Origin of the sequence: Tropicimonas aquimaris, from assembly GCF_042676185.1 — a bacterium.
Taxonomy (GTDB): domain Bacteria; phylum Pseudomonadota; class Alphaproteobacteria; order Rhodobacterales; family Rhodobacteraceae; genus Tropicimonas; species Tropicimonas aquimaris.
On sequence record NZ_JBHTJT010000007.1, the window covers coordinates 169,535 to 195,249 of the forward strand.

The 25,715-nt window shown below is 67.9% G+C and carries 33 protein-coding genes; 17 read left to right on the forward strand and 16 right to left on the reverse strand.

Annotated features, from left to right (window positions below; all coding sequences use genetic code 11):
* Positions 1–68 precede the first annotated feature (68 nt).
* Together ACFQ2S_RS04535 and argF are read left to right on the forward strand one after the other, a co-directional pair.
* Complete coding sequence (locus ACFQ2S_RS04535; RefSeq protein WP_386073071.1) at positions 69–1,250, forward strand: aspartate aminotransferase family protein; 1,182 nt, start codon at positions 69–71, stop codon at positions 1,248–1,250.
* A gap of 109 nt (positions 1,251–1,359) precedes the next feature.
* Entirely contained in the window at positions 1,360–2,286 is a 927-nt protein-coding gene (gene argF, locus ACFQ2S_RS04540) for an ornithine carbamoyltransferase (protein WP_386073073.1), read from the forward strand.
* A 114-nt stretch (positions 2,287–2,400) separates the two neighbouring features.
* Here argF and hrpB read toward each other — a convergent pair whose 3' ends face one another.
* Together hrpB and ACFQ2S_RS04550 are read right to left on the reverse strand one after the other, a co-directional pair.
* A complete protein-coding gene (gene hrpB / locus ACFQ2S_RS04545; protein WP_386073075.1) occupies positions 2,401–4,845 on the reverse strand; it encodes an ATP-dependent helicase HrpB in 2,445 nt (814 codons plus the stop codon).
* Between the two features lie 8 nt (positions 4,846–4,853).
* Positions 4,854–5,582 (reverse strand): DUF3108 domain-containing protein, encoded by a 729-nt coding sequence (locus tag ACFQ2S_RS04550; RefSeq protein ID WP_386073077.1) that lies wholly within the window; start codon positions 5,580–5,582, stop codon positions 4,854–4,856.
* A 396-nt stretch (positions 5,583–5,978) separates the two neighbouring features.
* Between ACFQ2S_RS04550 and meaB the strand changes: the two genes are divergently transcribed.
* The 5 genes from meaB (at position 5,979) to ACFQ2S_RS04575 (ending at position 9,270) form a co-directional block, all read left to right on the forward strand.
* The gene (meaB, locus tag ACFQ2S_RS04555) at positions 5,979–6,962 is read left to right on the forward strand and encodes a methylmalonyl Co-A mutase-associated GTPase MeaB (RefSeq protein ID WP_386073079.1); all 984 of its coding nucleotides are present in this window, start codon (positions 5,979–5,981) and stop codon (positions 6,960–6,962) included.
* A gap of 1 nt (position 6,963) precedes the next feature.
* A complete protein-coding gene (locus tag ACFQ2S_RS04560) occupies positions 6,964–7,839 on the forward strand; it encodes a DMT family transporter (RefSeq protein ID WP_386073080.1) in 876 nt (291 codons plus the stop codon).
* Positions 7,840–8,007: 168 nt separating this feature from the next.
* Positions 8,008–8,295, forward strand: a complete 288-nt coding sequence (gene rpmB, locus ACFQ2S_RS04565) for a 50S ribosomal protein L28 (protein WP_089230852.1) — start codon at positions 8,008–8,010, stop codon at positions 8,293–8,295.
* 97 nt (positions 8,296–8,392) lie between these two features.
* On the forward strand, positions 8,393–8,731 hold the full coding sequence (locus tag ACFQ2S_RS04570; RefSeq protein ID WP_386073082.1) for a hypothetical protein: 339 nt from the start codon (positions 8,393–8,395) through the stop codon (positions 8,729–8,731).
* Positions 8,732–8,802: 71 nt separating this feature from the next.
* Entirely contained in the window at positions 8,803–9,270 is a 468-nt protein-coding gene (locus tag ACFQ2S_RS04575) for a copper chaperone PCu(A)C (RefSeq protein WP_386073084.1), read from the forward strand.
* Between the two features lie 178 nt (positions 9,271–9,448).
* Here the strand turns inward: ACFQ2S_RS04575 and ACFQ2S_RS04580 are convergent, their stop codons facing one another.
* Positions 9,449–10,159: an NAD-dependent deacylase gene (locus tag ACFQ2S_RS04580; RefSeq protein WP_386073085.1), complete on the reverse strand. Its 711-nt coding sequence runs from the start codon at positions 10,157–10,159 to the stop codon at positions 9,449–9,451.
* A 306-nt stretch (positions 10,160–10,465) separates the two neighbouring features.
* On the opposite strand from ACFQ2S_RS04580, the gene ACFQ2S_RS04585 reads away from it, so the two are divergent.
* A complete protein-coding gene (locus tag ACFQ2S_RS04585) occupies positions 10,466–10,945 on the forward strand; it encodes a low molecular weight protein-tyrosine-phosphatase (RefSeq protein ID WP_386073087.1) in 480 nt (159 codons plus the stop codon).
* 67 nt (positions 10,946–11,012) lie between these two features.
* Here the strand turns inward: ACFQ2S_RS04585 and ACFQ2S_RS04590 are convergent, their stop codons facing one another.
* The 4 genes from ACFQ2S_RS04590 to ACFQ2S_RS04605 all read right to left on the reverse strand — a co-directional run bounded on the left by ACFQ2S_RS04590 (position 11,013) and on the right by ACFQ2S_RS04605 (position 13,440).
* Positions 11,013–11,336: a hypothetical protein gene (locus ACFQ2S_RS04590; RefSeq protein WP_386073088.1), complete on the reverse strand. Its 324-nt coding sequence runs from the start codon at positions 11,334–11,336 to the stop codon at positions 11,013–11,015.
* 151 nt (positions 11,337–11,487) lie between these two features.
* Positions 11,488–11,760, reverse strand: coding sequence for an acylphosphatase (locus tag ACFQ2S_RS04595; protein ID WP_386073089.1), 273 nt, complete (start codon positions 11,758–11,760; stop codon positions 11,488–11,490).
* Between the two features lie 4 nt (positions 11,761–11,764).
* Positions 11,765–12,355 carry a VOC family protein gene (locus tag ACFQ2S_RS04600; RefSeq protein ID WP_386073091.1) on the reverse strand — a complete coding sequence of 197 codons (591 nt, stop codon included), beginning with the start codon at positions 12,353–12,355 and terminating at the stop codon, positions 11,765–11,767.
* A 245-nt stretch (positions 12,356–12,600) separates the two neighbouring features.
* Positions 12,601–13,440 (reverse strand): calcium-binding protein, encoded by an 840-nt coding sequence (locus ACFQ2S_RS04605; protein ID WP_386073092.1) that lies wholly within the window; start codon positions 13,438–13,440, stop codon positions 12,601–12,603.
* 199 nt (positions 13,441–13,639) lie between these two features.
* Here ACFQ2S_RS04605 and ACFQ2S_RS04610 point away from each other — a divergent pair, with 199 nt between their 5' ends.
* Complete coding sequence (locus ACFQ2S_RS04610) at positions 13,640–15,034, forward strand: calcium-binding protein (RefSeq protein WP_386073094.1); 1,395 nt, start codon at positions 13,640–13,642, stop codon at positions 15,032–15,034.
* Positions 15,035–15,100: 66 nt separating this feature from the next.
* Here ACFQ2S_RS04610 and ACFQ2S_RS04615 read toward each other — a convergent pair whose 3' ends face one another.
* Complete coding sequence (locus ACFQ2S_RS04615) at positions 15,101–16,003, reverse strand: calcium-binding protein (protein WP_386073095.1); 903 nt, start codon at positions 16,001–16,003, stop codon at positions 15,101–15,103.
* Between the two features lie 200 nt (positions 16,004–16,203).
* Between ACFQ2S_RS04615 and lepA the strand changes: the two genes are divergently transcribed.
* Positions 16,204–18,015, forward strand: coding sequence for a translation elongation factor 4 (lepA, locus tag ACFQ2S_RS04620; RefSeq protein ID WP_386073096.1), 1,812 nt, complete (start codon positions 16,204–16,206; stop codon positions 18,013–18,015).
* Between the two features lie 9 nt (positions 18,016–18,024).
* Here the strand turns inward: lepA and ACFQ2S_RS04625 are convergent, their stop codons facing one another.
* The 3 genes from ACFQ2S_RS04625 to ACFQ2S_RS04635 form a co-directional block, all read right to left on the reverse strand.
* Positions 18,025–18,357 carry a nuclear transport factor 2 family protein gene (locus tag ACFQ2S_RS04625; protein WP_386073098.1) on the reverse strand — a complete coding sequence of 111 codons (333 nt, stop codon included), beginning with the start codon at positions 18,355–18,357 and terminating at the stop codon, positions 18,025–18,027.
* Between the two features lie 415 nt (positions 18,358–18,772).
* Positions 18,773–19,438, reverse strand: a complete 666-nt coding sequence (locus tag ACFQ2S_RS04630) for a hypothetical protein (protein WP_386073100.1) — start codon at positions 19,436–19,438, stop codon at positions 18,773–18,775.
* 293 nt (positions 19,439–19,731) lie between these two features.
* Complete coding sequence (locus ACFQ2S_RS04635) at positions 19,732–20,160, reverse strand: CBS domain-containing protein (protein ID WP_386073102.1); 429 nt, start codon at positions 20,158–20,160, stop codon at positions 19,732–19,734.
* 238 nt (positions 20,161–20,398) lie between these two features.
* Here ACFQ2S_RS04635 and ACFQ2S_RS04640 point away from each other — a divergent pair, with 238 nt between their 5' ends.
* From ACFQ2S_RS04640 to ACFQ2S_RS04655, 4 genes are all read left to right on the forward strand, one after another.
* Entirely contained in the window at positions 20,399–20,728 is a 330-nt protein-coding gene (locus ACFQ2S_RS04640) for a GYD domain-containing protein (protein WP_386073103.1), read from the forward strand.
* A 108-nt stretch (positions 20,729–20,836) separates the two neighbouring features.
* Positions 20,837–21,382, forward strand: coding sequence for a tetratricopeptide repeat protein (locus ACFQ2S_RS04645; RefSeq protein ID WP_386073105.1), 546 nt, complete (start codon positions 20,837–20,839; stop codon positions 21,380–21,382).
* Positions 21,383–21,483: 101 nt separating this feature from the next.
* Complete coding sequence (locus ACFQ2S_RS04650; protein ID WP_386073107.1) at positions 21,484–21,741, forward strand: hypothetical protein; 258 nt, start codon at positions 21,484–21,486, stop codon at positions 21,739–21,741.
* Between the two features lie 205 nt (positions 21,742–21,946).
* Entirely contained in the window at positions 21,947–22,321 is a 375-nt protein-coding gene (locus ACFQ2S_RS04655; protein WP_089230871.1) for a glycine zipper family protein, read from the forward strand.
* A gap of 88 nt (positions 22,322–22,409) precedes the next feature.
* On the opposite strand, the gene ACFQ2S_RS04660 is transcribed toward ACFQ2S_RS04655, so the two are convergent.
* The gene (locus ACFQ2S_RS04660; RefSeq protein WP_386073109.1) at positions 22,410–22,613 is read right to left on the reverse strand and encodes a hypothetical protein; all 204 of its coding nucleotides are present in this window, start codon (positions 22,611–22,613) and stop codon (positions 22,410–22,412) included.
* Between the two features lie 196 nt (positions 22,614–22,809).
* On the opposite strand from ACFQ2S_RS04660, the gene ACFQ2S_RS04665 reads away from it, so the two are divergent.
* Positions 22,810–22,986 (forward strand): CTP synthetase, encoded by a 177-nt coding sequence (locus ACFQ2S_RS04665; protein ID WP_386073110.1) that lies wholly within the window; start codon positions 22,810–22,812, stop codon positions 22,984–22,986.
* Between the two features lie 4 nt (positions 22,987–22,990).
* Here the strand turns inward: ACFQ2S_RS04665 and ACFQ2S_RS04670 are convergent, their stop codons facing one another.
* The 3 genes from ACFQ2S_RS04670 to ACFQ2S_RS04680 form a co-directional block, all read right to left on the reverse strand.
* A complete protein-coding gene (locus ACFQ2S_RS04670; RefSeq protein WP_386073112.1) occupies positions 22,991–23,125 on the reverse strand; it encodes an entericidin A/B family lipoprotein in 135 nt (44 codons plus the stop codon).
* A 66-nt stretch (positions 23,126–23,191) separates the two neighbouring features.
* Positions 23,192–23,491, reverse strand: coding sequence for a type II toxin-antitoxin system Phd/YefM family antitoxin (locus ACFQ2S_RS04675; protein ID WP_386073114.1), 300 nt, complete (start codon positions 23,489–23,491; stop codon positions 23,192–23,194).
* 220 nt (positions 23,492–23,711) lie between these two features.
* Positions 23,712–24,086, reverse strand: a complete 375-nt coding sequence (locus ACFQ2S_RS04680; protein WP_386073115.1) for a hypothetical protein — start codon at positions 24,084–24,086, stop codon at positions 23,712–23,714.
* Positions 24,087–24,168: 82 nt separating this feature from the next.
* Here ACFQ2S_RS04680 and ACFQ2S_RS04685 point away from each other — a divergent pair, with 82 nt between their 5' ends.
* Entirely contained in the window at positions 24,169–24,930 is a 762-nt protein-coding gene (locus ACFQ2S_RS04685; protein WP_386073117.1) for an alpha/beta fold hydrolase, read from the forward strand.
* Positions 24,931–25,011: 81 nt separating this feature from the next.
* A complete protein-coding gene (locus tag ACFQ2S_RS04690; protein ID WP_089230878.1) occupies positions 25,012–25,287 on the forward strand; it encodes a hypothetical protein in 276 nt (91 codons plus the stop codon).
* A 44-nt stretch (positions 25,288–25,331) separates the two neighbouring features.
* Here ACFQ2S_RS04690 and ACFQ2S_RS04695 read toward each other — a convergent pair whose 3' ends face one another.
* The gene (locus ACFQ2S_RS04695; protein ID WP_386073118.1) at positions 25,332–25,514 is read right to left on the reverse strand and encodes a hypothetical protein; all 183 of its coding nucleotides are present in this window, start codon (positions 25,512–25,514) and stop codon (positions 25,332–25,334) included.
* Positions 25,515–25,715: the final 201 nt, after the last annotated feature.

The following is a 25,715-nucleotide window of genomic DNA, read 5'->3' on the forward strand; positions in this document are numbered from 1 at the left end:
GCCCTGTCGCATTGACACATCTCGCGCCCGCTGGCACTCCTTCGCACTCCTGACCAAAGGTTCCGTCGATGATCCCGTCCGTCCTGCCGACCTACAACCGTGCACCGCTCAACTTCACCAGGGGTGAAGGCAGCTGGCTGATCGAGCGCGACGGGCGACGCTTTCTCGACCTCGGCGCGGGCATCGCGGTCAACGCGCTCGGCCATGCCCACCCGAGCCTGGTGCAGGCACTGACCGACCAGGCCGGCGCGCTCTGGCACACCTCCAACCTCTATCAGGTGGACCGGCAGCAGGCGCTCGCCGACCGGCTGGTGGAGCTGACATTCGCCGACACCTGCTTCTTCACCAATTCAGGCACCGAGGCCTGCGAACTGGCGGTCAAGATGGCGCGCAAGTACTGGCACGCCAAGGGCCAGCCAGAACGGGTCAAGATCCTGACCTTCGACGGCGCCTTCCATGGCCGCTCCTCCGCCGCCATCGCCGCCGCGGGGACCGAGAAGATGATCGGCGGCTTCGGCCCGGTCCTGCCGGGCTTCGTCCACCTGCCGTTCGGCGATCTCCCGGCTCTGCGCAAGGCGCTCGAGGACCCGGAAGTCGGCGCGGTGCTGATCGAGCCGATCCAGGGCGAGGGCGGCATCCGCAGCCTCGGCGACGCCGCCCTGCGCGAGGTGCGCGCGGCCTGCGACGCCGCCGGCGTGCTGCTGATCTTCGACGAGGTGCAATGCGGCGTGGCCCGCACCGGCCGCCTCTTCGCCCATGAATGGGCCGGCGTCACGCCCGACATCATGATGGTGGCCAAGGGGATCGGCGGCGGCTTCCCGATCGGCGCGGTGCTGGCCACCGAGGCCGCCGCGGCTGGCATGACCGCCGGCACCCACGGCTCTACCTATGGCGGCAATCCGCTGGGCTGCGCCGTTGCCCTGGCCGTGCTCGCCACCGTGGCGGACCCGTCGTTCCTGGCCGAGGTCAACCGCAAGGCCGCGCTGCTGCGCCAGGGCCTCGAGGGCCTCGTCGCCGCCCATCCCGACGTCTTCGACGAGGTGCGCGGCGAAGGGCTGATGCTCGGCCTCCGCTGCCGCCCCGCCGCCGCCGAGATCGTGCAGGCCGGCTATGCCGAGGAACTCCTCGTCGTGCCCGCCGCCGAGAACACGATCCGGCTGCTGCCGGCCCTCAACATCTCCGACGAGGAGATCGCGGAGGCGCTGGCACGTCTCGACCGCATGGCGCAGCGCGCTGCCAAGGCAGCCTGAGCCGCTTGCTTCTCCTGTTTCCAAATATCCTCGGGGGGCGCCCCGGGTAAGCCCGGGGCGATCGGGGGGCAGACAGCCCCCCGGCCTCCCGGCCCAGAAAGACCGACCGATGACCCACTTCCTCGACATCCACAAGACCGCCCCCGCCGACCTCCGGGCCATGATCGACAGCGCCCGCGCCATGAAGGAGGCCCGCAACGGCCAGCCCAAGGGCACCCCGGATGCCGACCTGCCGCTCGCCAACCACATGGTGGCGCTGATCTTCGAAAAGCCCTCGACCCGGACGCGCGTGTCCTTCGACGTGGGCGTGCGCCAACTCGGCGGCCAGACAATGGTGCTCTCTGGCAGCGACATGCAGCTCGGCCATGGCGAGACCATCGAGGACACCGCCCGCGTGCTCTCGCGCTACGTCGACATGATCATGATCCGCACCTTCGAGGAGGCCACCCTGCTGGAGCTGGCCGAAGCCGCGACGGTGCCGGTGATCAACGGGCTCACCAACCGCTCGCACCCCTGCCAGATCATGGCCGACATCCTGACCTTCGAGGAGCACCGCGGCCCGATCGCCGGCCGAAAGGTGGTCTGGTCGGGCGACGGCAACAATGTCTGCGCCTCCTTCCTGCACGCCGCCGGCCAGTTCGGCTTCGACTTCACCTTCACCGGCCCGCCGACGCTGGACCCCGAGCCCGAGTTCGTCGGCTTCGCCCGCGAGCAGGGGGTCTCGGTTCAGATCGAGCGCGACCCGCACAAGGCCGTCGAGGGGGCGGACCTGGTGGTCACCGACACCTGGCTGTCGATGCACGATTCCAAGTCGGCGCAGGAACGCCGCCACAACCAGCTGCGCCCCTACCAGGTGAACGAACGCCTGATGGCCGCCGCCGGCCCGCAGGCGCTCTTCATGCATTGCCTGCCCGCGCATCGCGAGGAAGAGGCGACCTCGGCGGTGATGGACGGGCCGCAATCGGTGATCTTCGACGAGGCCGAGAACCGCCTGCACGCGCAGAAGGCGATCATGCGCTGGTGCCTCGGGCTCTGAGCCATCCGGCGCAGCCGCGGACCGGTTCGGTGGCGGGGGGCTGTCTGCCCCCCGCGCTTCCCGGACAGGTCCGGGAAGCTCCCCCCGAGGGTATTTTTACCAGGAGAGACCGGGTCAGGCGCCGGGTTTTCGGCGTTTTGCGCGCAGGGTCGGGTCGGCCTCGGTCGGGTCCTCCGGCCAGGGATGTCTCGGGTAACGCGCGCGCATGTCCTTGCGGACGTCGGCGTAGGAGCTGGCCCAGAAGCCCGGCAGGTCCATCGTGGTCTGCACCGGGCGGCCGGCAGGGGAGAGCAGGGTGATCCGCAGCGGCAGGCGGCGGGGCCCGACCGTCGGGTGGGTGGTCTGGCCGAACATTTCCTGCACCCGAAGCGCGATCTCCGGCGCCTCGCCCGAATAATCGATCGGCACCTTGCGCCCAAGAGGCGTGGTGAAGGCGCCGGGCATTTCCCGGTCGAGCCGCTGCATTGCGTCCCAGCCGATCCGGGCGCGGAGCGGTTCGGTCAGGTCGAGGCCGCGGATCTGGTCGGCTGAGCGGGCGGTGCCGAGGAAGGACAGCGGCCAATTCTCGGCCTCGGCCAGCAGGGCCTCCTCCGAGAGATCGGCGATCTCGCCGCCCTCGTCGCGGTAGAGCAGGGCGCGCGCCTGCAGCCGCCGCGCGGCATCGCTCCACGGCAGGCCGAGCTGGCGTACCCCCTCCAGCGCCGCCTGCGCCAGCGCCTCGGCCGGCGCGTCGCGCCAGATCCGGTCGGCCAACACCAGCGCGCCGAAGCGCTCCTGCTGCCGCGCCACCACCCGGCGCTCGCGCTTCGACCATTCGGCGACGTCGACCCAACCGATCTGGTCGCCATATAGCCCGCGCAGCTCGCTCTCGGTGATCGGCAGGGCCAGGCGGACCCGCGCCTCGCGCGCGTCTCCGTCCAGGTCGGTGGCCACGATCAGCCGCTGGTCGGCCAGCGGATCGGCCTCGTTCATCACCGCGCCCTTGCCGCCCGACAGCAGCCAGCGCGGCGCATCGCCGGGGCGGCGCAGGCCGATCCGGTCGGGATAGGCGAGGGCGGCAGCCTCCGCCGGCGAGAACCCGGCGTCGGTGTCCGGCGCCAGCCGGGAGAGGCGCACGACCTCGGTGCGGATGCGCTCCAGCGCGCCGCGGTCGGGCGGCACTGGGGCGCTCCTGGGCTCGCGCAGCGCGGCAAGCCGCAGCGACAGGTCGCAGGGCGCGCCGCGCAGCGGATCGCGTTCGGCCATCAGCGCGGCCAGAGGCGCGGCGTCGCGGCCGGCGCGCAGCAACATATGCGCGAGCCGCGGGTGCAGCGGCAGGGCGGCCATGGCGCGGCCGTGTTCGGTGATGCGCCCCGCGGCATCCAGCGCGCCGAGGCCCGCGAGCAGCGCTTGCGCCTCGGCCAGCGCCCCCTCCGGCGGCGGGGTCAGGAAGGGCAGGGACGTACTGCCCCAGAGCGCCAGTTCGAGCGCCAGCCCGGTCAGGTCGGCGGCCTCGATCTCGGCCGGAGGGAAGGCCGCGAGCCCGCCTTCCTCGCCCCTGGTCCAGAGTCGGTAGCAGGTGCCCGGCGCCAGCCGCCCGGCGCGGCCGGCCCGCTGGGTCGCCTCGGCCCGGGTCACGCGCTCGGTCACCAGCCGCGACATGCCGGAGCCTGGGTCGAACCGCGCCCGGCGCGCCCGGCCGGCGTCCACCACGCAGGTGATCCCCTCGATGGTCAGCGAGGTCTCGGCGATCGAGGTCGCCAGCACCACCTTGCGGCCGTCGCGGGCCGGCGCGACCGCCGCGCGCTGGGCCTTGAACGGCATCGCCCCGAAGAGCGGATGCAGCGCCACGCCCTCCTGCAGGCGCGGGGCGAGCTGCGCCTCCGTGCGCCGGATCTCGCCCTCGCCGGGCAGGAAGACCAGCAGGCTGCCCCCGGTCTGGCCGAGCGCCTCCAGCACCTGCTCGGCCACCGCCTGTTCCAGCCGCGCGCGCTTGTCGAGCGGCCGCTCGAGGTGCCGGATCTCCACCGGAAAGGCGCGGCCCTCGGCGGTGATGACGGGCGCGCCGCCCATCAGTTCGGCCACCGGGGCGGCATCGAGCGTGGCCGACATCGGCAGCAGGATCAGATCGTCGCGCAGCGCTTCGCGGATCTCGAGGCAGAGCGCCAGCCCGAGATCGGCGTTCAGCGAGCGTTCGTGGAACTCGTCGAAGAGCACCGCGCCGACCCCGGATAGCTCCGGATCGGCCTGCAGCATCCGGGTCAGGATGCCCTCGGTCACAACCTCGATCCGCGTGCCCGGCCCGACCCGCGTCTCGCCGCGCATGCGGAACCCGACCGTCGCCCCGGGGACCTCGCCCAGCTGTTCCGCCAGCCGCTCGGCCGCCGCCCGCGCCGCCAGCCGCCGCGGCTCGAGCATCAGGATCCGGCCCTCCGTCAGCCCCGCTTCCAGCAGCGCCAGCGGCACCCGCGTCGTCTTGCCGGCCCCCGGCGGCGCCTGCAGAACGGCCTGTCCGGCGCGTTTCAGCGCTTCCACCAGCTCTGGCAGGACGGCATCGATCGGAAGCGGGGCAGGGGGCATGGGCGGGCCTAGCGGCGGGAAAACACCATGCTGCCATAGCTTGTGCGTGCCCGAACCTCCACCACCGGCCAGAGATCGCCGCGCGAGGTGTCGTAGGTGACCTCGAAATTGCGGAAGCTGGTGTCGGCCAGATCCTTGGGCTTGTAGCCGTCCACCCGGATGTACTGCGCCGGACAGACGAAACGGTCGCCCTCCTGCCGGCCGCCCGAGAGCTTGATCCGGTGCACCTCGCGTCCGTCATAGGTCGAGATGTCGAGGTCGCAGGCCAGCCCCGCCGGCCGGCTCCGAAGCAGCGCGAAGAGCCCGGTCATCGGGTCCACGACGCCGGGGTGATCCTTGCCCTCGGCATGCCAGTCCTTGCGCCTCGTGTCGGGCGGATCCTGGGTCACGGTGGCAACGCCGCTAGGAAAGCGGATCTGCTTGGTCTTGCTCTCGCCGCGCTCCCGGGTCGCCTCGTCATAGGCGGCGGGAGTGTATCGGTTCCCCGACACCCGGCCCGACGACCTCGCCTCGGCCTTCAGCCGGTAGATGCCGCCGACCAGCCCGCTGCTCTCGGCGACGGCGGCGGCGCTGTACTGCCCGCCGCTCTCGGTGCCGGCAATCGAGAGCGTGCCGCCGCGAATGCCGGCGAAACTCACGTCGAACACCGCCTTCTCCTCCTGCGCGGCAAGCGGGTGTACGGGCAGGATCGCAAGGGCGAGCGCGATAGCGGGAAGAACGGCAGTCAGGCGGCGCATCGGCGTCTCCGGCTGGGGGCTGTCATGCCGTCACAGGGCCGCAAAACCCGCGTCAGGTCAACCGACGGCGTCACACGAGCCGGTGAAGCAGCGCGCTCCCGCCCATGGCCTTCCCCTGTCGGGAAGTATCCTCGGGGGAGCCCCGGCACGGGGCGTGAGGGGGGCAGACAGCCCCCCGTCCGACCTCTCCGCCTGCGCGTCGAAGCGAACCTTCACGCCGCACCCAAACCGGGCGGCTCCCGCCGACGCCCTCCGCCCGCAGGGCGTCGGGCGCCCGTTGGGCCGGGCGCGCCTTCGGCGCGCAGGCCCGTGGCGGCGTCTGGACATTTCCGGCCGGGAGGAGGAAGACAGGCGCCGAGGAACCCGCCCCGAGGCAACGCGGAGGATCGCAGGCGCATGGATATCGAAGACCTGGCACGCCGGGTGAAGGCTGGCGAACGGCGCGCGCTCGCCCGGGCCATCACCCTGATCGAGAGCAACAGAGCCGATCACCGTGCCCAGGCGCTCGCGCTTGCCGAGGCGCTCTCCGACACCGGCAACGAGGCGCTGCGCCTCGGCCTCTCAGGCACGCCCGGCGTCGGCAAGTCCACCTTCATCGAGAGCTTCGGCAACATGCTGACCGAGCAGGGACTGCGCGTCGCCGTGTTGGCGGTCGACCCGTCCTCGGCCCGCTCGGGCGGCTCGATCCTCGGGGACAAGACCCGCATGGAGACGCTCTCGCGCAACCCCAACGCCTTCATCCGCCCCTCGCCAAGCCAGTCCGAGCTCGGCGGCGTCGCCCGGCGCACCCGCGAGGTGGTCGCGCTCTGCGAGGCGGCAGGCTTCGACGTGGTGCTGATCGAGACCGTGGGCGTTGGCCAGTCCGAAACCATGGTCGCCCAGATGTCCGACATCTTCCTGCTGCTGCTCGCCCCGGCGGGCGGCGACGAGCTGCAGGGGGTCAAGCGCGGCATCATGGAGATGGCCGACATGATCCTCGTCAACAAGGCCGACGGCGCGCTGAAGCCGGTGGCGACCCGCACCTGCGCCGACTACGCCGGCGCCCTGCACCTGCTGCGCAAGCGCCCCGAGGACCCGGAGGGCTTCCCCAAGGCAATGACCGTCTCCGCCGTCGAGGGCGAGGGGCTGAAGACCGCCTGGGAGGAGATGCAGACCCTCGCCGCCTGGCGCCGCGAGACCGGCCACTGGCAGGCCCGCCGCGCCCGCCAGTCCCGCCACTGGTTCGAGGAGGAGGTTCGCCTCGGCCTGCTCGCCCGGCTCTCCGGCTCGCCCGAGATGCGCGCCCGCATGGAGGCGCTCGGCACCCGTGTCGCCGAGGGCGACCTCGCCCCGGCCGCCGCCGCCCACGAGATGCTCGCCCTGCTCGACGCGGCGCCCTGAGGTGACGGCGCTGTCCGACAACCTCCGCGGCGCGCTCTTCATGACCGCCGCCATGGCCGCCTTCGCGCTCGAGGACACCTTCCTCAAGTCCGCCACCGTCACCATGGCGGTTGGGCAGGCGCTGATGCTGCTGGGCCTCTTCGGAACCGCGGGCTTCGTCCTGCTCGGCCTGGTCCGCGGCGAGCCGGTCGCCGACCGCCGCATGATCCACCCGCGGATGTGGCTCCGCGCGGCCTTCGAGGCCTGCGGCCGCATCTTCTATACCCTCGCCATCGCCATGGCCCCGCTGTCCAACGCCACCGCGATCCTGCAGGCGACCCCCATCGTCGTCGTCGCCGGCGCCGCGATGTTCATGGGCGAACAGGTCGGCTGGCGCCGCTGGCTGGCGATTCTCGCGGGCTTCGCCGGGGTGCTGATGATCCTGCGCCCGGGGCTCTCGGGCTTCGACAGCAGCGCGCTGCTGGCATTTCTGGGCATGCTGGGCTTCGCGGGCCGCGACCTCGCCACCCGCGCCGCGCCGAAAGGGCTCACCAACGCCCAGATCGGGATCTGCGGCTACTCGATCCTGGTACCCACCGGCGCGCTGCTGCTGGTCGTGACCGGCAACCCGCTCACCTTCGTGGCCACCGGCATCGGCCATGCCGCCCTCGCCAGCCTGTGCAGCGTCGCAGCCTACACCGGGCTCACCGCCGCAATGCGCATGGGCGAGGTCTCGGCGGTCACGCCCTTCCGCTACACCCGGCTGCTCTTTGGCGTCGGCCTCGGCATGGCCGTCTTCTCCGAGCGCCCCGACGCGATGACCATTGCGGGCAGCGCCGTCATCCTGGCCGCCGGCCTCTATATCATGCTGCGCGAAAGCGGGCTGCGCCGCCGCTGATGGGCGCGCACCAGGCCGGGGCGGTAGACCGGGCAGGCAAAGGGGGGAATCGGCTTGACACCGGCTCCGGCATGCTCTTAAACGCGCGGACGGAATTCGGGGCGCCCCGGCCGGACACCCTGGCCCGGGTTGTGCCCCATTTGTCATACGAACGTCGAGGATCATCCAATGTCGCGTGTCTGCGAACTGACCGGTAAAGGTCCGATGGTTGGCAACAACGTCAGCCACGCCAACAACAAGACCAAGCGCCGCTTTCTGCCGAACCTGCAGGACGTGACGCTCATCTCCGACGCCCTCGGGCGCTCCTTCAAGCTGCGGATCTCGTCCTCCGCCCTGCGGTCGGTCGACCACCGCGGCGGTCTCGACGCGTTTCTCGCCAAGGCCAGCGACGAAGAGCTCTCCGCCAAGGCGCTGAAGATCAAAAAGGATATCGCCAAGGCCCAGGCAGCCGCCTGATCCGGCCTCCGGCTCTTTCTGACGCGGCCTCGCCGACCGGCGGGGCCGCTTCCTTTTGTGCGTTGCGTTTCCCGGATGCCTGTCTAGTGTGCATCCGATGACTGGCCGCCTGCTATCCTTCGTGCTGATCCTGAGCCTCGGACTCTCGTCCCTGGGCTTCGGCATGGCGCTCGGCAGGGCGCCGGCCGTGGGCGAAATGGTGATCTGCACCGGCTACGGCGCGGTCACGGTCTCCTTCGATGCCGACGGCAACCCGGTCGAATCGCACGGCCTCTGCCCCGACGCCGCGCTGGCCTTCTGGGCCGAACCGCCGGCGCCGCCGGCCACAGCCGCCCCGGCAGACCTGGCTCTGGTCTGGGGCGACCGGTTGCAGGACGTCGCGATCGCCCCCGCCAGGGTGCCGCACGGCCGCGGCGCCCGCGCCCCTCCCGCCTGATCCTGTCCGACCGGCCCCGGCAGCCTGCCGAGGCCTCACCCAGACCAGACACAGATCAGACGGAGACCCAGATGTCCCTGAACCCCCTCTTCGCGGCAGCAGCCGCGCTCGTTCTCGCCACCCCGGCCCTTGCCGATATCGAGATCGTCGACGCCTACGCCCGCGCCGCCATGGCCAATGCCAAGTCCGGTGCGGCCTTCATGGAAATCCACAACACCGGCAGCGAGGACGACCGGCTTGTCGGCGCCGCCTCCGACATCGCCGCCAGGGTCGAGCTGCATACCCATATCGGCGACGCCAACGGCGTGATGCAGATGGTGCAGGTCGAGGAAGGCTTCCCGATCCCCGCCGGCAGCACCCACATGCTCCAGCGCGGCGGCGACCATGTCATGTTCATGGGGCTCACCGGTCCGATGAACGACGGCGAGACGGTCACGGTGACGCTGAGCTTCGAGAAGGCCGGCGACATCACCGTCGAGATCCCGGTCGACCTGCAGCGCCAGCCCGGCCAGCCGATGCAGCACGGCATGAGTAACTGACGGGACCGCGTCGGCGGCGCCGACCCGCTCGGGCCGGCGCTGCCGGCCGTCGCGCGCCGGCCGGGGGCCATGCCCCCGGGGCGCCCGGCCTCTTCTGTCGGAAAAAATCCTCGGGGGGAGCGCGGCCATGCCGCGCGGGGGGCAGACAGCCCCCCCTCCGCCCGCACCGCCGAGGCGCTCAGATCTGCTGACGGAGCCCGCCGGCCAGAAGCCCCTCGACCCAGCCCGGCACGACCTCGGTCGCCGGCCCCTCGAAGCGCCGGTCGAACATCCCGCTCAGCTCCGACGGCTCGAGGTTCAGCTCCACCGTCTCCGCCCCGGCCGCGTTCGCATGCATCACGAAACCGGCCGCGGGAAAGACCTGCCCAGAGGTGCCGATGGCGGCAAACAGGTCGGCGCTGATCACGTGGCGCTCGATCAGGTCCATGTCGTAGGGCATCTCGCCGAACCAGACGATGTCCGGCCGGGTCGCCGCCTCGCCGCATTCGGGACAGGCATCCTCGGCCCGCATCACCAGCGGCGCGGTCCAGTGGGCGCCGCATAGCGCACAGAGCGCCCCGGTCAGCTCGCCATGCATGTGGATCACCCGCTGGTGGCCGGCGCGCTCGTGCAGGTCGTCGATGTTCTGGGTCACCAGCACCACCTCGCCCTGCCAGTCCCGCTCCAGCCGCGCCAGCGCCGCATGGGCCGCGTTCGGCTCGGCGGCCTGGGCATTGGCCCGCCGCGCGTTGTAGAAATCGTGGACGAGGGCCGGGTTGCGGGCGAAGCCCTCGGGTGTGGCGACTTCCTCGAGGTCGTATTGCGACCAGATCCCGCCGACATCCCGGAACGTCCCCAGCCCGCTTTCGGCGGAGATCCCCGCGCCGGTCAGAATCACGATCTTGCGCATCTTTCGCTCCTTCAGACCCGGTGCCCCGTTTCGCGGCCGGGCGGGGCAGGGGGCATCACTCACCCCGTTTCTGGAACAGGCAGCCGCCAGAGGCAACGGTCGAAGGTCAGAGACCGCGGCAGACAGGCGGCGTGTCGCGATCCGCGCCCGCAACCGCCTCGGCACGCCGGGATTCCGCGCAGCGCTGCCAATGGGGCGGGCAGAGGCGACAGGCTCCGGGCAAGGCAGCGAATCGCAAGCGGACCCCGCTCAACCTGTCTCAATGGCAGCCTTGACCCGGCCACGCCCCGGGCGCACCCATGGGCCATGACCGAGCCGACCCACGCCGCCCCGCCCCGCATCCTTTTCGTCTGCCTTGGCAATATCTGTCGCTCTCCCGCTGCCGAAGGCGTGGCGCGGGAGCTGGCCTCTCGTGCCGGACAGGCGGTGGAATTCGACAGCGCCGGCACCGGCAGCTGGCATGTGGGAGAGCCCCCCGACCGGCGGATGCAGGCCACCGCACGCGACTCGGGATACGACCTTTCCGGCCTCCGGGCGCGGCAGTTCGTGCCGGAGGATTTCTCCCGCTTCGACCTGATCGTCGCGATGGACCGTCAGAATCTGGAAGATATCGAGGCGCAACGCCCGCCGGGCAACGAAACGCCCGTCCGGCTGTTCCTGGCCTATGGCCCGTCCGAGCGTGTCGATGTTCCGGACCCCTATTACGAGGGCGGATTCGATCTCGTCCTGCGGCTCATCGAACATGCCGCGATGGGGCTTCTGGGAGAGTTGCGCCGGCCGCGGTGACGCAGGCCGGCGGGCAGGGGGCGCGGGCCCCCGTGAGAGCGGCCGAAATGCCCGGCCGCCAATGCTATCAGCTGCAGACGTTGCCTGCGGTAGTGCCGAACGCCTTGTAGCGCTTCCAGAACTCCTCGTCCGAGGAGCGGTCGGATTGGCGGATCTCCTGCGCGCGGTGCGGGTCCTTGAAGAACTTCGCGGCCATCCGCTGGTCCCGGCGGGTCAGCATCTGGTCGGCGACGCGCTGGATGCAATCGCACAGCGGCCGGGAGGCCGCGCGGCGGTTGGAACTCATGCAGGCGCGCTCGATGGTCGAGCCGGCCTCTGCCGACGGCGCCGAGATCATGCCAAGCGGAAGCGCAAGCGCCGCCGCCAACAGAAGTGTGGTGAGGGTTTTCATGTGCTCTGCCTCGATATTGCCTGGACCGGCCGTCTTGCCGCGGTCGATGGTCCAATCCCTCCTTTGTGCCAGAATTGTCGGGAAATATCAACGTTTGCTGAACGCCGGGGCGAAAATCAGCGCCCGCCTGTCGGGCGCCGGCCACAGACCTTCATCCGCGCAGCACCCGGAAGCCATCCGCTCCCGTCACTCCGCGCGCCTCCCAGTCGATGCTGTCCACCCGGCCCGCCGGAGGGCCGCTCCGCATCGCCTCGATCATCGAATCGACCGCCTCTCCGGGTCCCTCGAGCAGCGCCGAGACCGAGCCGTCGGCCTCGTTCCGGACCCAACCGGCGAGTCCCCGCGCCGCCGCCTCGCCACGGCACCAGGCGCGGTAGCCCACGCCCTGCACCCGTCCGCGCACCCGCACCGCGACCGCCAGCATCGCTTCAGCGCCCGCGATAGGGATCGGCCGGCGCCCGGCTCTCCGAAAGCGTCTGCTGGCGCCGCTCCACCAACAGCTCGATCGCATCGGCCAGGTGCACCTCCTGAATGTTGTAATCGCCGCGCGCGACCCGGATCCGGTGCGCCTCGATCATCACGTCGGCATGGGTGCAGCCAACCGGCGGCTCGAACCGGTAGCAGGCCAGCTCGATCAGCAGACCCAGCGGGTCGGTGAAATAGATCGAATCCATGAACCCGCGGTCCTTCGGCCCCGAATGCCGGATGCCGCGCTCGTCGAGCCGCTTCGCGGTCTGGCTGAATGTCGCCCGGCTGACGTTGAACGCCAGATGATGCACGCAGCCCGCGTCGGTCGGTGTGCGCGCCGGGTTGGGGCGCCGGTTCTCGTTGGTGAAGACGGTGATCAGCCGCCCGTCGCCGGGGTCGAAATACAGATGCCCTTCGCTGGGCCTGTCGAGATTGGGTTGATCGAAGACGAAGGGCATGCCGAGCACGCCCTCCCAGAAATCGATGGATGTCTTTCGATCGGCACCGGTTAGCGTGATGTGGTGCACGCCCTGTGTCTGCAATTTGCGCATGCCAGTCTCCCCCCGAACGACACCCATCCGTAAAGGCAGGGTATAGCATTGCGGGCTCCGGTCAAATTCCCTCGTGCCGGGGATTGCGGCGCGCAAGCGCGGCCACGGCGCGACAGCGCGTCCCTGCGTGACGGTCGGAGAGGCGCGTGACGCGGTCCGCGCCAATCCCGACGCCTCGGACCACTGCGCCGGGGCCCCGGAAGCGGCGCGCGACGTGGCCTGGCGGCTGGCGTCTCCCGCCGCGCTCAGGCGATGGTGATGTCGTCGATCAGGTCGGTCTTGTCGTCGATGCCACGCAGCACCAGCGTCTCGTCCCCGAAGTCGAAGACCACCTTGCCGGATTTCTCCTCGGCGAACTTGTTGACCACCTTGCGGCGCGTCAGGTCGTTGTTCCAGAGATCTGAATCCAGAACCAGTCGGTCGGTGTCGTCCGCGAAATCCTTGATGATGTCGATGTCGTCGCCAACCGAGAACAGGAAGGTGTCCGCCCCCTTGTCGCCGGACAACACGTCCTTGCCCTTGCCGCCCTCGATCGTGTCGGCGCCCTTGCCGCCGCTGATCGTGTCGTTGCCGCCCGCGCCAAGCAGCGTGTCGTCGCCGGCGCGGCCCAGCATCGTGTCGGCCCCGGCGTAACCGATTGCAGCGTCATCGTAACGGCTCAGGTCGAAGGTGTCGTTGCCGGCGAAGATCGCCTTGAAGATCCGGGCGTCATCGCCGGTCCGCTTGGTCTTCATCGCGTCGTTGACGTCCTTGGCCGAGACCTCGAAGTCCTGAATCGACCAAAGGTCGATCCGTTCGCCGCCGGAGTCAAAGCTCAGGTGCATCCCCTGGATCTTGCCGCCCGTCATCTCGTTGTCGGCGCTCCATTGCTCGGAGCTCTCCGCCGTGATTCTTCGGCCGGTGAGTTGCAGCAGCAGGTAGGAGCCCTCGTCAGCAAAGGCGATCTCGAAGGCGTCGCGATAGGTCGTGCCCGAATACTCGAACGGATCGTCGTCGTAGAAACCGAAGGACACCGCGTCCTTCCATACGTCGTTGAGGTTGTAATAGGGCTGGTAGAATGTGTCGGTCGCGTTCACGCTCGCCATCGGGCTCTCCGGTCATCTGCTCTTTCCGCCCACCTTCCACGCCTCCGTGGCCCTGTCAAACGGGGCTGGCGGTTCGTTGCCGTTTCCCGCCTGTCCAGGTGACCCGACGTCCCGGATGCGCGCCGTGCCCGCCGCTTGCTAGCCTCCCGGTGGGCCAGGCCCGCTCCAACGTCCCCGACCCCGCATCGTGGAGGTCATCTTGCTACGCTTCTTCCTTTTTTCGGCCTTCGACTCCCTGGACGGTGCCGACGCCGCCACCCTGTTCGGCACCGCGCGCATCGGTACGACGATCAACGCGATAGCCGAGGTGAGCCGGTCTTTCCCCACCGCCACCGTCGTCACGGTGCCCGGCTCCGACCCGGTCGAACCCCTGCGTGCCGGCGACGTGGACTACGCGGTCAACGGCTTTCTGTTCTACTTCCAGCAGGACGCGGCGGCACTGGAGGCGAGCGGTGAGCTCAATTCGACGGTCTTCGCCTACGAGATCACCCCCGAGGGCGAGGTGCGCTCGGTCGACCCCGCCGCGCTTCTGCCGGATGCGCCCTCGTTGGGCCCGGACGTTCTGGTCGGAACCGACGGCGACGACATCCTGCATGCCAGCAAGGGTTGGGACACGCTCTACGGCATGGCGGGCGACGACATCCTTTTCGGCGAACAGAACTCGGATGTGATCTGGGGCGGCGCTGGCAACGACACGCTGCGCGGCGGCGCCCTGAACGACAGGCTGATCGGCGGTCCCGGCAACGATATCCTCGATGGCGGCATCAAGATCGACGTCGCCGATTACTCCTCGCACGGGTCGGTCACGGTCGACCTCGCCATCACCTCCCACCAGCAGACCGGGGCCGGCTGGGACAAACTGGTCCGCATCGAGAACGTGATCGGCGGCAGCGAGGCCTCGCGGCTCTTCGGCGACGAGGGCCGCAATGTCCTGACCGGCGGTGCCGGCAACGATGCCCTGTTCGGGCGCGGCTGGAGCGACAAGCTCATTGGCGGCGAGGGCGACGACCTGCTCTCCGGCGGGCGCGGCAGCGACTACCTCATCGGCGGCGAGGGCAACGACACCCTCCGCGGCGGCGTCGAGAATGACACGCTGATCGAGCACGAGAATCCCTACATACATTATGCCAGCGACGACCGCTTCTTCGGAAACCGAGGCGACGACTTTCTGAACGCCGGCTACGGCAACGACTGGCTGTCCGGCGGCAAGGGCGACGATGTTCTTGGCGGTGACAGGGGAGACGACGTTCTGCGCGGCAACGGCGGTAACGATCGCCTCTCTGGCGGTATGGGCGACGACGTCCTGATGGGCGGCCGCGGCAAAGACTGGCTCTACGGGAACTTTGGGAAGCAGACCATGACCGGGGGCAGGGGCGTCGACGAGTTCTACTTCCGCGGCTCGCTCGGCCATAACGTGGTCACCGATTTCCAGCTCGGGATGGAGAAGATCTGGACCAGCGAGAAGTACCGGGACCTGATCATCGAGGGCGATGTGGATACGACCATCCGCGTCGACAACGACACCGATTTCTCGATCACCCTTCTGGGGGTCTCGCCAGATGACCTGAGCCGCAGCGACTTCTTCTTTCTGTGAACGCGCCAGTGGCGGGTGGCCGCGAGGGCAGGGCGATCCCGCCCCCGGGGCCGAGACCCGCCGCGTTTACAGCAGGGTCAGGTCGTCAGCCAAGTCGAACTTGTCCGCCAAGTCCTTCACCAGCAGCGTATCGTCGCCGAACGCCAGCACCACGTCGTCGCCGGCGTCGGTGGCAAACCGCTTGAGCACCTGCCGGGCGGTCAGGCCGTTGTTCCAGAGCCCGCTGTCGAGCACGATCCCGTCGATGTCGTCCTCGAAATCGGCGATCACGTCGCGGCCGTTTCCGGCGGAGAACACGAAGCTGTCCGCCCCCGCGCCGCCCGTCATCTGGTCGGCCCCGCGCCCGCCGTTCAGCCGGTCGTCGCCCGCGCCGCCGTCGAGCCGATCCCGTCCGGCCTCGCCGAACAGCCGGTCGGCCCCGCCGTCGCCATAGAGCCGGTCGGTCCCCCGGCCGCCCTTGATCACGTCCCGGCCGTCGCCGCCGCCCAGCGTGTCGTCGCCCGCCCTGCCGAAGATCCGGTCGCCGCCGTCGAAACCGTTCATCCGGTCGTCGCCCGCCCCGAGCCGGATCACGTCCCGCCCGCTCAGCGCGGCCTCGATCAGCGCCAGGTCGTCGGAGGTGTCTTCGGTCAGAATCGCGGCCAGGAGCGCCGCCGCGTCGAGCGGGGCGTCGACCATGTCGATCCCCCATGAATAGCCGTCCGACTGCTCATCGACCTCAAAGACCATCTCCACCGTGCCGGCCACGAGTTGCCCCTTGCGGTTCACCTCGAAACCGCTGCCGAGAAACATCGTCAGGTATTCCCGCCCGCCCATCAGCCAGTTGGTGAAATAGAGATCCTCCAACGTCCGCGTCCCGGCCTCGATGAAAACGTCTTCCTCCAGGCCGGACTCGCGCAGCCCATTGGACAGCCGGTGGAAATCCAGGTTCCGGATGCTGAAATCGCCCGTGGTCTCGAAACGCGCCATGCACTCGTCCTCGCGGCCCGCACCAGGTTCGTCCCAGGGCCGCCAGCCGCGCGCCGCCCCGCCGTGTGGTCCCGTACCGGGCCGCAAGCCCATCGCTATGACTTTCCCGCACCTCCGGCAATCCCGTTCCGTGCCAAACCCCGTTTCTCATTTTCCCGCGGCGTTCTATCGTGCTTGACCACTGCACGGATTCTCCTCATATGCCGCCCATGACCAGCGATCTCAGCCACATCCGCAACTTCTCCATCGTCGCCCATATCGACCACGGGAAATCCACCCTGGCCGACCGGCTGATACAGCTTACCGGCACCGTCGCCGAACGCGACATGAAGGAGCAGTTGCTCGACGCGATGGACATCGAACGCGAGCGCGGCATCACCATCAAGGCCAACTCCGTGCGGATCGAATACCCCGCCAAGGACGGCCGCACCTACACGCTCAACCTGATCGACACCCCCGGTCACGTCGACTTCGCTTACGAGGTCTCCCGCTCCATGCGCGCGGTCGAGGGCTCGCTGCTGGTGGTCGACGCCACGCAGGGGGTCGAGGCGCAGACGCTCGCCAACGTCTACACCGCCATCGACGCCAACCACGAGATCGTCCCGGTTCTCAACAAGATCGACCTGCCCGCCGCCGAGCCCGAGCGCATCGCCGAGCAGATCGAGGACGTCATCGGCATCGACGCCTCCGACGCCTGCCTGATCTCCGCCAAGACCGGCATCGGCATCCCCGACGTGCTCGAAGCCATCGTCAAGCGCCTGCCTGCCCCCACCGGCGACCGCACAGCACCCCTCAAGGCGATGCTGGTGGACAGCTGGTACGACAGCTACCTCGGCGTCGTCGTCATGATCCGCGTCATGGACGGCGTGATCCGCAAGGGCGACAACATCCTGATGATGCAGACCGGCGCCAGATACGGCGTCGACAAGCTCGCCGTCCTGCGCCCCAAGATGACCGACATCGCCGAGCTCGGCCCGGGCGAGATCGGCGTGCTCACCGCCTCGATCAAGCAGGTCCGCGACACCCGCGTCGGCGACACCATCACCCACCAGAAACGCCCCTGCGACAAGCCGCTGCCCGGCTTCAAACCCTCGCAGCCCGTGGTCTTCTGCGGTCTCTTCCCGGTCGACAACGCCGAGTTCGAGGACCTGCGCACCGCCATCGAGAAGCTGGCGCTCAACGACGCCTCCTTCACCTACGAGATGGAAACCTCCGCCGCCCTCGGCTTCGGCTTCCGCTGCGGCTTCCTCGGCCTGCTGCACCTCGAGGTGATCCGCGACCGGATCGAGCGCGAGTACGACATCGAGCTCATCACCACCGCGCCCTCCGTGGTCTACAAGGTCCACATGCGCGACGGCACCGAGATCGAGCTGCACAACCCCGCCGACATGCCGGACCCGGCCACCGTCGACCACATCGACGAACCGCGGATCAAGGCCACCATCATGGTGCCCGACGAATACCTCGGCGACGTGCTCAAGCTCTGCCAGGACCGCCGCGGCATCCAGCTCGACCTTACCTATGCCGGCTCCCGTGCGATGGCCGTCTACGACCTGCCGCTCAACGAGGTCGTGTTCGACTTCTACGACCGGCTCAAGTCGGTGACCAAGGGCTACGCCTCCTTCGACTACCAGCTCTACGGCTACCGCACCGACAACCTCGTCAAGATGTCGGTGCTGGTGAACGAGGAGCCCGTCGACGCGCTCTCCATGATGGTCCACCGCGACCGCGCCGAGATGCGCGGCCGGGCGATGTGCGAGAAGCTCAAGGAGCTGATCCCGCGCCACATGTTCAAGATCCCGATCCAGGCCGCCATCGGAGGCCGCGTCATCGCCCGCGAGACCCTCTCCGCCATGCGCAAGGACGTGACCGCCAAATGCTACGGCGGCGACGCCACCCGGAAGAAGAAGCTTCTGGAAAAGCAGAAGGCGGGCAAGAAGAAGATGCGCCAGTTCGGCAAGGTGGATATTCCGCAGGAAGCATTCATCAACGCCCTCAAGATGGACAGCTGACCCCCGGTCTCACGTTTTCAGCGGTGTTGCCCCTGTCTCGACGCGGCTGATCTTGCCGCCGTCGAGCGAGCAGGCCATCAGCACCGCCTCGCGCGTGCCGTCCGGATAGTCGTTGACCGAGTGGATGACGAGAATGTCGTCGTTCTCGTAGATCTTGCGGCGTGGCCCCATGACCATGGCGTCCGAGGCCATCATCTTGCGGATCAGCGCGTCGAATTCCGCCTTGTTCATGGTGGTCCCGCTCTGGTGGCGCACGAAGACCGCATCATCGGCGTATAGCCCGAGGTAGGCGTCGGCGTCCTTGTTCTGAACGGCCGCATTCATCACGTCGAAAATCGCCATGTCTCTCTCCCTTTTCTGAAATGATCCTGAACGGATGGGAAAGAATGCGCCCCTCGTTGACGTTGCGGCAAGGATTCTTTGCTCGGGCCTCAGTCCCGGCGCTCCCCGGTCATCCGACGCACAAAGGGCCGCGCCCGACCCTGGGTGGGCGCGCCCCAACGCGTGTGGTCCCCCTTTATCCCAAAGCCCCGACCGCGCTCCGAGCGGCACCCGACACCGCCAAAGCGCCCTCCCGGGGGGAGGGTCGGGCGCGGCCCGGGCTGGTCATAGAGAACGACCTGAGAAATGTAGCGCTTACGGTGCTCAGACCGAGATCTGTCGATAGTCGACCGGCTAAACAGTTGGTATCGTTCGGGTACGCCTCTCCGTGCGAACGGTTGCCTGACGCCGTCCTGTATGACCTAGGTTTCGCCGTCTAATTCTGTGCGGTCGAGCTTTCGTCTTCGTTGGGATCAGATACATATAACACACGGCCAAGCTTGGTATTGCGGCCCAGATCTCGATGAAGCAGTAGGCCGTTGACGATGTAGAGCTTTTCAACTCTGTACGTTTTCTTTTCGTCTTTTTCGTCGGTCAAGACGATGAACGGGTTCAGCGTCCCTTCTTGCAGATCGAAATACCTCGGATCCGAATGGGCTTTGAAGTCACGCATGATCTCAAGAACTTGCTCGTAATCGGTGATTCTCTCGTCGACCAGATAGGCACACACTCCCTCCAGACCTGCACCGCCAAGGCCTACAGCAAGCGCGGGAACCCAAACCACTGGATTCAGAACTATCGCGGCGGCTGTGCCCGTGGCGCCGGCTGTGCCTCCAATAATCCCTACTGTACCCGCAGCGGAAGTCCCCGCCATTGTCGATCCCAACATCGTCAAACCACTTGAGGCGTGGACCAATGTGTAGAATCCTGCCGCTGTCGCTGCACCGCCTGTTGCGCCAACCGCCGCTGCTCCGCCGATAGCTACGTCACTTCCGCGGTCCCCAAGCAGATAGCTGGGACGGTAATCACATGCCCCTGCGAAAGCCTCTGAAGAAAGCATACACAGAGCCACGACGCCGATGAAATACCGGTAACGCACCATTTAATCACCTCCAACAAAATGGGCGGACCCACCAAATTGGGTGGTTCCCGACTCCCTAGCTTGCTCCATTCTTTCTGCCGATCAAGAGCTAAATCGAAGTAAACGTGGGAGAGTTTCAATCGTGCCGCTTGCTGGTCTGGGTCATGGGATCGTCTCTGATTAGGATACTCTCGGACCGTTTTGAGAGAAACGCATACCCTAAGGGCCTTGCCTTCCTGCCAACGAATTCCGATGACCCGACACTCCCACCACCCCACCAAAACGACTAACCGGGCCCGAGGCCCGGTCACACTTCAGCGGCTCACGTATTTGACGAGTTCGTCCAGGTGGAACTTGTGCTCGTCGATCACCGTCTTCATCAGGTCGCCGATGGAGACCATGCCCACGAGCCGCTCGCCCTCCATCACCGGCAGGTGACGGATGTGCTTCTCGCTCATCAGCGCCATGCAGGCGTCCACGTTGTCCTGCGGGGTGACAAAGATCACCTTGGCTTCCATCACCTCGCGCACCGGCGTGCTGGGCGCGGCGCGTCCCATCAGGAACACCCGCCGGGCGTATTGCCGCTCGGTGAAGATCCCGGCGACCGTCTCGCCGTCCATCACCATCACCGAGCCGACGTTCGCCTCCGCCATCAGCTTCAGCGCGTCCAGCACCATCGCGTCCGTGCCCACCTGGTGAACCGTGCGCCCCTTCGTCTCGAGAATCTGTCCTACCGTCGTCATCGCGTCTCCTCCAAGGTCCTGAAGTGCCGATGACCCGGCCGCCCCTTCGCGCCCGGGCCGGCTCCTGTCTCCAGCAGACCCCGTTCCCGCCCGCCCGGTCCATGACATGGGTCAAGCCGCGCCCGGATTCTTTCCCTTAGGTCAAGCAATTGTGATACCATCCTCCGATGGGGCTGCTGGCGGGAAACGATCCGTGCTACGCGGACGGGTGCCGGGCCCTGTTCAGGGAGGACAGACGATGCCACGTTTCATCGTAACCGGATGCTACACCCAGGCCGCCATGAAAGGCATGATCGCAAGCCCGAGCGACCGCGAAGCCGCCTCGGCTGCGCTCGTCAAGGCCGCGGGCGGCACGCAGGAGGCCTACTACGCCACCACCGGCGCCACGGACTTCATGCTTATCGTCACCGTCGATGACGTCAGCAAGCTTCTCGCCGGGCTGATGGTCGCCGGGGCTTCCGGCGCCACCTCCAACCTGCAGACCCAGCGGGCCTTCTCCTCCGCCGAACTGACCGAGATACAGAAGGAGGCAGGCAAGATCGCCTCCGCCTACACACCGCCCGGTTGACCGGCCCCGGCGCCTTTCCGCCCCGCTCACGCGGCCGTGAAGGCGCCGGATGCAGACGGGGTGCGATTCTGAGCTACCCTGCTCTCCGAACCGCGACAGGAGATCCCGATGCGTTTCAGCCTGCCCATCCTCACCGCCGCCTTCGCCCTCGCCCTGCCGTTCGCCGCCTTCGCGGTCGGCAGCGATGACAGCTCCAGCCCCAAGCCCACCGAAACCACCCAGACCTGCGACAAGGGCATGGTCTGGGACGCCAAGTCCGGCAAATGCGTCAACCCGCAAAGCGGCAGCCTCGACGACGAGACGCTGCACGGCGCGGTGCGCGAGTTCGCCTATGCCGGGCAGTACCGCCACGCCCTCGACGCGCTCGACGCCATCGCCGACCAGCAGGACGACCGCGTCACCACCTACCGCGGCTTCGTCGCCCGCAAGATGGGCGACATGGAGGGCGGAATGGCCTTCTACCGCGCCGCGCTGGACGCCAACCCCGACAACCTGCTCGCCCGCTCCTACATGGGCCAGGCCTTCGTGGAGCAGGGCGACACAGCCGCCGCCCGCGCGCAACTGACCGAGATCCGCGCCCGCGGCGGTGAAGGCAGCTGGGCCGAGGCCGCGTTGTTCTCCGCAATCGTGCGCGGAACCACCTACAGCTATTGACCGATCACGCCACGGGGCATCCCCCCGTGGCGTATTGCGCCTTTACCGGCCGATCCGGCTGGCGGATACTTCCGCCCGAGCAACAGGGGAGGGTGCCATCCATGCTCGATCTTCTCGGAACCATCGCCGCAAACATTCTCAGCCTGCCGGGGATCCTCGGCTTCGCGGCAGGAATGATGACGCGCAACCTCGCCATCGCGGCGGTGGTCGGCGTCCTGATCGGCGCCATCGAAACCATGGTCTTCGCGGGATTTTCCATGGCCGCGGTCGAGCCCCTGGAGCTGGTGATCGGCATCTGCGTCGGCGCGGCATTCGCGGTGCTGGGCTGCCTCGTCCGAATCCGCGGGGCGACGGTCTGACCCCGCCGCAGCACGTCAGACCCGCCCGGACGCGATCGGCAAAACATCGCCGGTCGCGGCTCCCTCCATGCGCCCGCGAGGACGAAGTCTGCGCAGATATGCAGCAAACCGGTTCCGTTCTCCGGATTATTCGCTAGAAATTGAATGGGGTCTGTCCACGGACGAAACCCGACCAATGCGAACCAAAGTGCCGAAAGGGCTACCCATGCGTCGTCTCAAGAATCTTTCCGCCATTCCGCTCATCTGCATCGTTGCTGCCTGCGCGAATACCGGGTCCAGCTACCAGCCGGTGATTGATGGTCCGATCGGGCCCAACTACGCCAATGATCTGGCGGCCTGCCAGTCGATCGCCGCCCAGCAGGGCGCCTTCGACAATAACACCGCCGCCGCCGCCGCGACCGGCGCCGCGCTGGCCGGTGGTACAACGGCCGTCTTCAACAACCGCGGCACCAACGCCCGCGACGCCGCGCTGATCGGTGCTGCGGCCGGTGTGGCCGGTGGTGCGCTGCAGCAGCAGCAGAACAAGGAAGCGATCATCCGCAACTGTATGCGCGGCCGCGGCTACAACGTCGTCGGCTGACGTCCGCGTCGCGCGGCCGCCTGTCCCAAGGGACGGTGGCCGCGCCTCCGTGGCGTCGAAAGGCGGCCTGCGCGTGCCCCGCGCGGCTCTACCTGCCGCCCCGGCGCTTGCCGTTGCGCGGCAGCCACGGAAACCACAACGCCATCCACATCTCCACCGCCTGTTCGGTCCAGGCGTCGGTCATCGCCTTGTGCTGGCGGCTCATCTCGGCTGCGAACAGGCCGCGGCTTGCGCTCGCCGCCTTGTTCGCTTCGCTCAGCCACCAGCTCATGTAGGGGTTCTTGCCGGCCATAGGGGCTCTCCGTCCGTCGGAAACTGGCGAAACTCTACGCTGCAGCGCAGCGTCGGCAAAGGGCGGAATTCCGGCCGGGGCGCAATCGGCGTTCCACCGCCGCTACACTTGACCTGAGTCAAGGACGATAATGCGCATCGAAAATATTCCTTTACCGCAGCACGTCCCCGTTCACAGGCACAGGCCCGGAGGTCCCATGTTTCGTCTTGCCATGCTTCTTTTCGTCGTGATCGGCGCCTCGATGGCCGGCATCTTCATCGTTGCCGCCCTCGTCGCCGGGCTCGACACCCAAACGCCGATCCTCGTGGCCGCCGCCGCGGGCTTTCTCGCCGCGGTGCCGGTCAGCTACCTCGTCGCGCGGCAGCTGGCCTGAGCGGTCACATCTTCTGCTGGACGGAGCGGGCGCTGTCGGAGACGAAATCGCCGGCTTTGGACAGGTCTTGTCCGGCCCCGTCGACGGTGGCGCAGGCCCCGAGCGTCAGAAGCAGCAGCGGCAGGATCAGGCGTTTCATGCGAGGTCTCCGGTCTTGGTCTTGGCGGCGCAATTTATGGCCGCTTGCGAACCAGCGCAACCGCTCTCACAGGCTCCGCAGCGCCGGCCCGGGCGGACGTTCGCCGGCCTCCTGCGCGGCGGCGAGACGGCAGGCGATGTCGTCCTGTTCCCGCCGGAGAGCGGCCAGCGAATGCCCGTCGAACCGTTCGACCATCTCCAGGTCGCGGATCGAGACGACGGCGCAATAGGGCCGGCCATGCCGGGTCAGCAGCAGCCGCGACGGGATGTTCACCACCTGCGGCAGCAGCATCGCGATGTTGGTCCGGAAGTTGGTGACCGAGATCATATCGGTCCGGATGTAGGGGGCGGGGATCATGCGGGTCATGGCGCCATTCCACCAGCATCCGGTTAACGTATGGCAAGCGCGGCGTGCGGTGGGTGTTGCGCCGATTTCCGGTCGTTCGAGGCGATCGTTTCGGTCGTTTTCCTCGGATTTGCGCCGGGAGGGCAGGAGGCGCACCCGAAATGAACGGAAATCGGCGGCAAACGACCGCGGGTCCGGTCGTTTCGCGGCCCGGATTGCGCGTTTCGACCGGTTCCCGGGCTCAGACGCGGCCGGTCCAGACCAGCCAGGTGATGAAGGCCGCGGCGATCAGCAACAGGTTAAAGGCAAGCGGCGTCACCACCCCCAGCATCCACCCGATCCGCCGGTCGCGCGGGTCGATCGCTTCGAGGTGCCGCCGCAGGTTGGCGCTCGCCTCGCTCACCCGCGCGCTATCGATTTGCCGTCGAAGCTTCGGGTTGGCGTAGAGTTTCTCCATGTCCACCAAGTACTTGGCGTCCTTCCGGAGCGCCCTTGGCAACAGCCCGCCGGCCCGCCGGAGCTTCACCTCCAGCCGGTCCGCGCCCCGCACGCCCAGCTTCTCCCGCATCAGCAGGGCAAGAGCGGCATTGGTTTCCGGCAACGAGTTCTCCATCATGGCGCTTTCTACCCCGTTGCCCACCCGCCGGAAACAGGGAATCAACAACAGGCCCAACCATGAGGATTCGTTCGGAAAAACCATGCTGACCACCTACCGCCACGGCCCCGAGGAGGGTCTGCCGCTGCTCATCGTCCACGGCCTGTTCGGCTCCGCCCGCAACTGGGGCGTCGTCGCCAAACGGCTCAGCGTCGACCGGCCCGTGCTGACGGTGGACATGCGCAATCACGGCGACAGCTTCCGCGCCGAGGCCAACGGCTATCGCGACATGGCAGATGATCTCGCCCAGGTCATTGAAAAGAATGGAGGAATGGTCGACATCGTCGGGCATTCCATGGGCGGCAAATCGGCGATGATGCTGGCGCTCACCCACCCGGACCTGCTCCGCCGCCTGGTCGTCGCCGACATCGCCCCCGTTTCCTACAGCCACACCCAGCTCCACCTCGTCGAAGCCATGCAGGAACTCGACCTCGACGGCCTGACCCGCCGCAGCGAGGCCGACCGCGACCTCCAGCGCATCGTCCCCGACAGCCAGACCCGCGCCTTCCTGCTGCAGTCGCTGGACCTCAAGTCCACCCCGCCGCGCTGGAAGCTCAACCTCGACGTGTTGGCCCAGGAGATGGACAAGATCCTCGGCTGGCCCGACCCCGGCGGCCACTTCAACGGCCCAACCCTGTTTTTTTCGGGTGGCGCCTCCGACTACGTGCTGCCGGAATACCGAGCTGATATAAAAAGGCTTTTCCCGCAAGCGCGCTTCGCCAAGATCCCCGGTGCCGGCCACTGGCTGCACGCCGAAAAGCCCCGCGAGTTCGAAGCCACGATCGCCGCCTTCCTCGCCGGGTGACCGCTTGATCGGAATCAATGACGCAGCGGAAACTGCGTGCTAGAAAGGTCTCAGGTGGGTCAGCCGAAAGGGGAGGATAGGATGATCACACTCGACGATATCGAGGACATGAACTGCCTGACGCGGGCGGAGATCGCCGCGCTTGCCGAGCATGAGCACATCGGGGAATTCGATGCCGCCATGCTGGCGGAGTACCTCATGCATCTGCCCAAGGGGCCGCAGAAGGTACACCAGATGATCTGCGATGACATGCGTGTCGCAATGCATCGCGACGACGTGAGCCATGCCAAGGAACTTTTCCGCACCCTGCAGCATTTCATCAAGGTTCATCCAGAGGCCGCGCGCGGATCCGCATGACCCACAAGATCAGGTTGTTTTCAAATACCCCGCTCGCGGGCGAGTCATCCCTCGCGCAGTTTCTTCGCAATCAGCCACGCCAAAGGGAAGCCGAGCACAATCCCGGCCAGCACGCAGGCCAGGATCGCCACGCCCGACACAAAACCCATCACCAGCACCGCCACGATCCCGGTGCCCATGATGACGGTGGAGGTGATCGCGTGAAGCAACAGCGTCAGGCGGAGCATGAGAGGTCCTTTCGCACAGGGGGCGCACGCGGTTCCGGATAGTCGTGGAACCGCTGGCATTCCTTGATACCGATCAAGGCCGGGCAGGTCCTTGGACGTGCCCGGCCTTTTTCATGCGTTTTGCCTCTACGTCAGCTCGGTGTCGCGCTGTCGCACGCTCTTGAGGCGGGCGCGCGGCCATGCCTAGATATCGGGCAAGGA

Bases quoted from the DNA above. Each gene is read 5' to 3' on its own strand.
- lepA (WP_386073096.1), top strand. From the start codon at position 16,204: ATGCCGCCCATGACCAGCGATCTCAGCCACATCCGCAACTTCTCCATC.
- ACFQ2S_RS04570 (WP_386073082.1), top strand. From the start codon at position 8,393: ATGACTGGCCGCCTGCTATCCTTCGTGCTGATCCTGAGCCTCGGACTC.
- ACFQ2S_RS04655 (WP_089230871.1), top strand. From the start codon at position 21,947: ATGCGTCGTCTCAAGAATCTTTCCGCCATTCCGCTCATCTGCATCGTT.
- ACFQ2S_RS04630 (WP_386073100.1), bottom strand. From the start codon at position 19,438: ATGGTGCGTTACCGGTATTTCATCGGCGTCGTGGCTCTGTGTATGCTT.
- ACFQ2S_RS04585 (WP_386073087.1), top strand. From the start codon at position 10,466: ATGACCGAGCCGACCCACGCCGCCCCGCCCCGCATCCTTTTCGTCTGC.
- ACFQ2S_RS04675 (WP_386073114.1), bottom strand. From the start codon at position 23,491: ATGACCCGCATGATCCCCGCCCCCTACATCCGGACCGATATGATCTCG.
- ACFQ2S_RS04590 (WP_386073088.1), bottom strand. From the start codon at position 11,336: ATGAAAACCCTCACCACACTTCTGTTGGCGGCGGCGCTTGCGCTTCCG.
- ACFQ2S_RS04580 (WP_386073085.1), bottom strand. From the start codon at position 10,159: ATGCGCAAGATCGTGATTCTGACCGGCGCGGGGATCTCCGCCGAAAGC.
- ACFQ2S_RS04670 (WP_386073112.1), bottom strand. From the start codon at position 23,125: ATGAAACGCCTGATCCTGCCGCTGCTGCTTCTGACGCTCGGGGCCTGC.
- ACFQ2S_RS04600 (WP_386073091.1), bottom strand. From the start codon at position 12,355: ATGCGCAAATTGCAGACACAGGGCGTGCACCACATCACGCTAACCGGT.
- ACFQ2S_RS04660 (WP_386073109.1), bottom strand. From the start codon at position 22,613: ATGGCCGGCAAGAACCCCTACATGAGCTGGTGGCTGAGCGAAGCGAAC.
- ACFQ2S_RS04680 (WP_386073115.1), bottom strand. From the start codon at position 24,086: ATGATGGAGAACTCGTTGCCGGAAACCAATGCCGCTCTTGCCCTGCTG.
- ACFQ2S_RS04640 (WP_386073103.1), top strand. From the start codon at position 20,399: ATGCCACGTTTCATCGTAACCGGATGCTACACCCAGGCCGCCATGAAA.
- ACFQ2S_RS04550 (WP_386073077.1), bottom strand. From the start codon at position 5,582: ATGCGCCGCCTGACTGCCGTTCTTCCCGCTATCGCGCTCGCCCTTGCG.
- ACFQ2S_RS04645 (WP_386073105.1), top strand. From the start codon at position 20,837: ATGCGTTTCAGCCTGCCCATCCTCACCGCCGCCTTCGCCCTCGCCCTG.
- ACFQ2S_RS04595 (WP_386073089.1), bottom strand. From the start codon at position 11,760: ATGCTGGCGGTCGCGGTGCGGGTGCGCGGACGGGTGCAGGGCGTGGGC.
- hrpB (WP_386073075.1), bottom strand. From the start codon at position 4,845: ATGCCCCCTGCCCCGCTTCCGATCGATGCCGTCCTGCCAGAGCTGGTG.
- ACFQ2S_RS04635 (WP_386073102.1), bottom strand. From the start codon at position 20,160: ATGACGACGGTAGGACAGATTCTCGAGACGAAGGGGCGCACGGTTCAC.
- argF (WP_386073073.1), top strand. From the start codon at position 1,360: ATGACCCACTTCCTCGACATCCACAAGACCGCCCCCGCCGACCTCCGG.
- ACFQ2S_RS04575 (WP_386073084.1), top strand. From the start codon at position 8,803: ATGTCCCTGAACCCCCTCTTCGCGGCAGCAGCCGCGCTCGTTCTCGCC.
- ACFQ2S_RS04685 (WP_386073117.1), top strand. From the start codon at position 24,169: ATGCTGACCACCTACCGCCACGGCCCCGAGGAGGGTCTGCCGCTGCTC.
- rpmB (WP_089230852.1), top strand. From the start codon at position 8,008: ATGTCGCGTGTCTGCGAACTGACCGGTAAAGGTCCGATGGTTGGCAAC.
- ACFQ2S_RS04695 (WP_386073118.1), bottom strand. From the start codon at position 25,514: ATGCTCCGCCTGACGCTGTTGCTTCACGCGATCACCTCCACCGTCATC.
- ACFQ2S_RS04665 (WP_386073110.1), top strand. From the start codon at position 22,810: ATGTTTCGTCTTGCCATGCTTCTTTTCGTCGTGATCGGCGCCTCGATG.
- ACFQ2S_RS04615 (WP_386073095.1), bottom strand. From the start codon at position 16,003: ATGGCGCGTTTCGAGACCACGGGCGATTTCAGCATCCGGAACCTGGAT.
- ACFQ2S_RS04605 (WP_386073092.1), bottom strand. From the start codon at position 13,440: ATGGCGAGCGTGAACGCGACCGACACATTCTACCAGCCCTATTACAAC.
- meaB (WP_386073079.1), top strand. From the start codon at position 5,979: ATGGATATCGAAGACCTGGCACGCCGGGTGAAGGCTGGCGAACGGCGC.
- ACFQ2S_RS04690 (WP_089230878.1), top strand. From the start codon at position 25,012: ATGATCACACTCGACGATATCGAGGACATGAACTGCCTGACGCGGGCG.
- ACFQ2S_RS04625 (WP_386073098.1), bottom strand. From the start codon at position 18,357: ATGGCGATTTTCGACGTGATGAATGCGGCCGTTCAGAACAAGGACGCC.
- ACFQ2S_RS04650 (WP_386073107.1), top strand. From the start codon at position 21,484: ATGCTCGATCTTCTCGGAACCATCGCCGCAAACATTCTCAGCCTGCCG.
- ACFQ2S_RS04535 (WP_386073071.1), top strand. From the start codon at position 69: ATGATCCCGTCCGTCCTGCCGACCTACAACCGTGCACCGCTCAACTTC.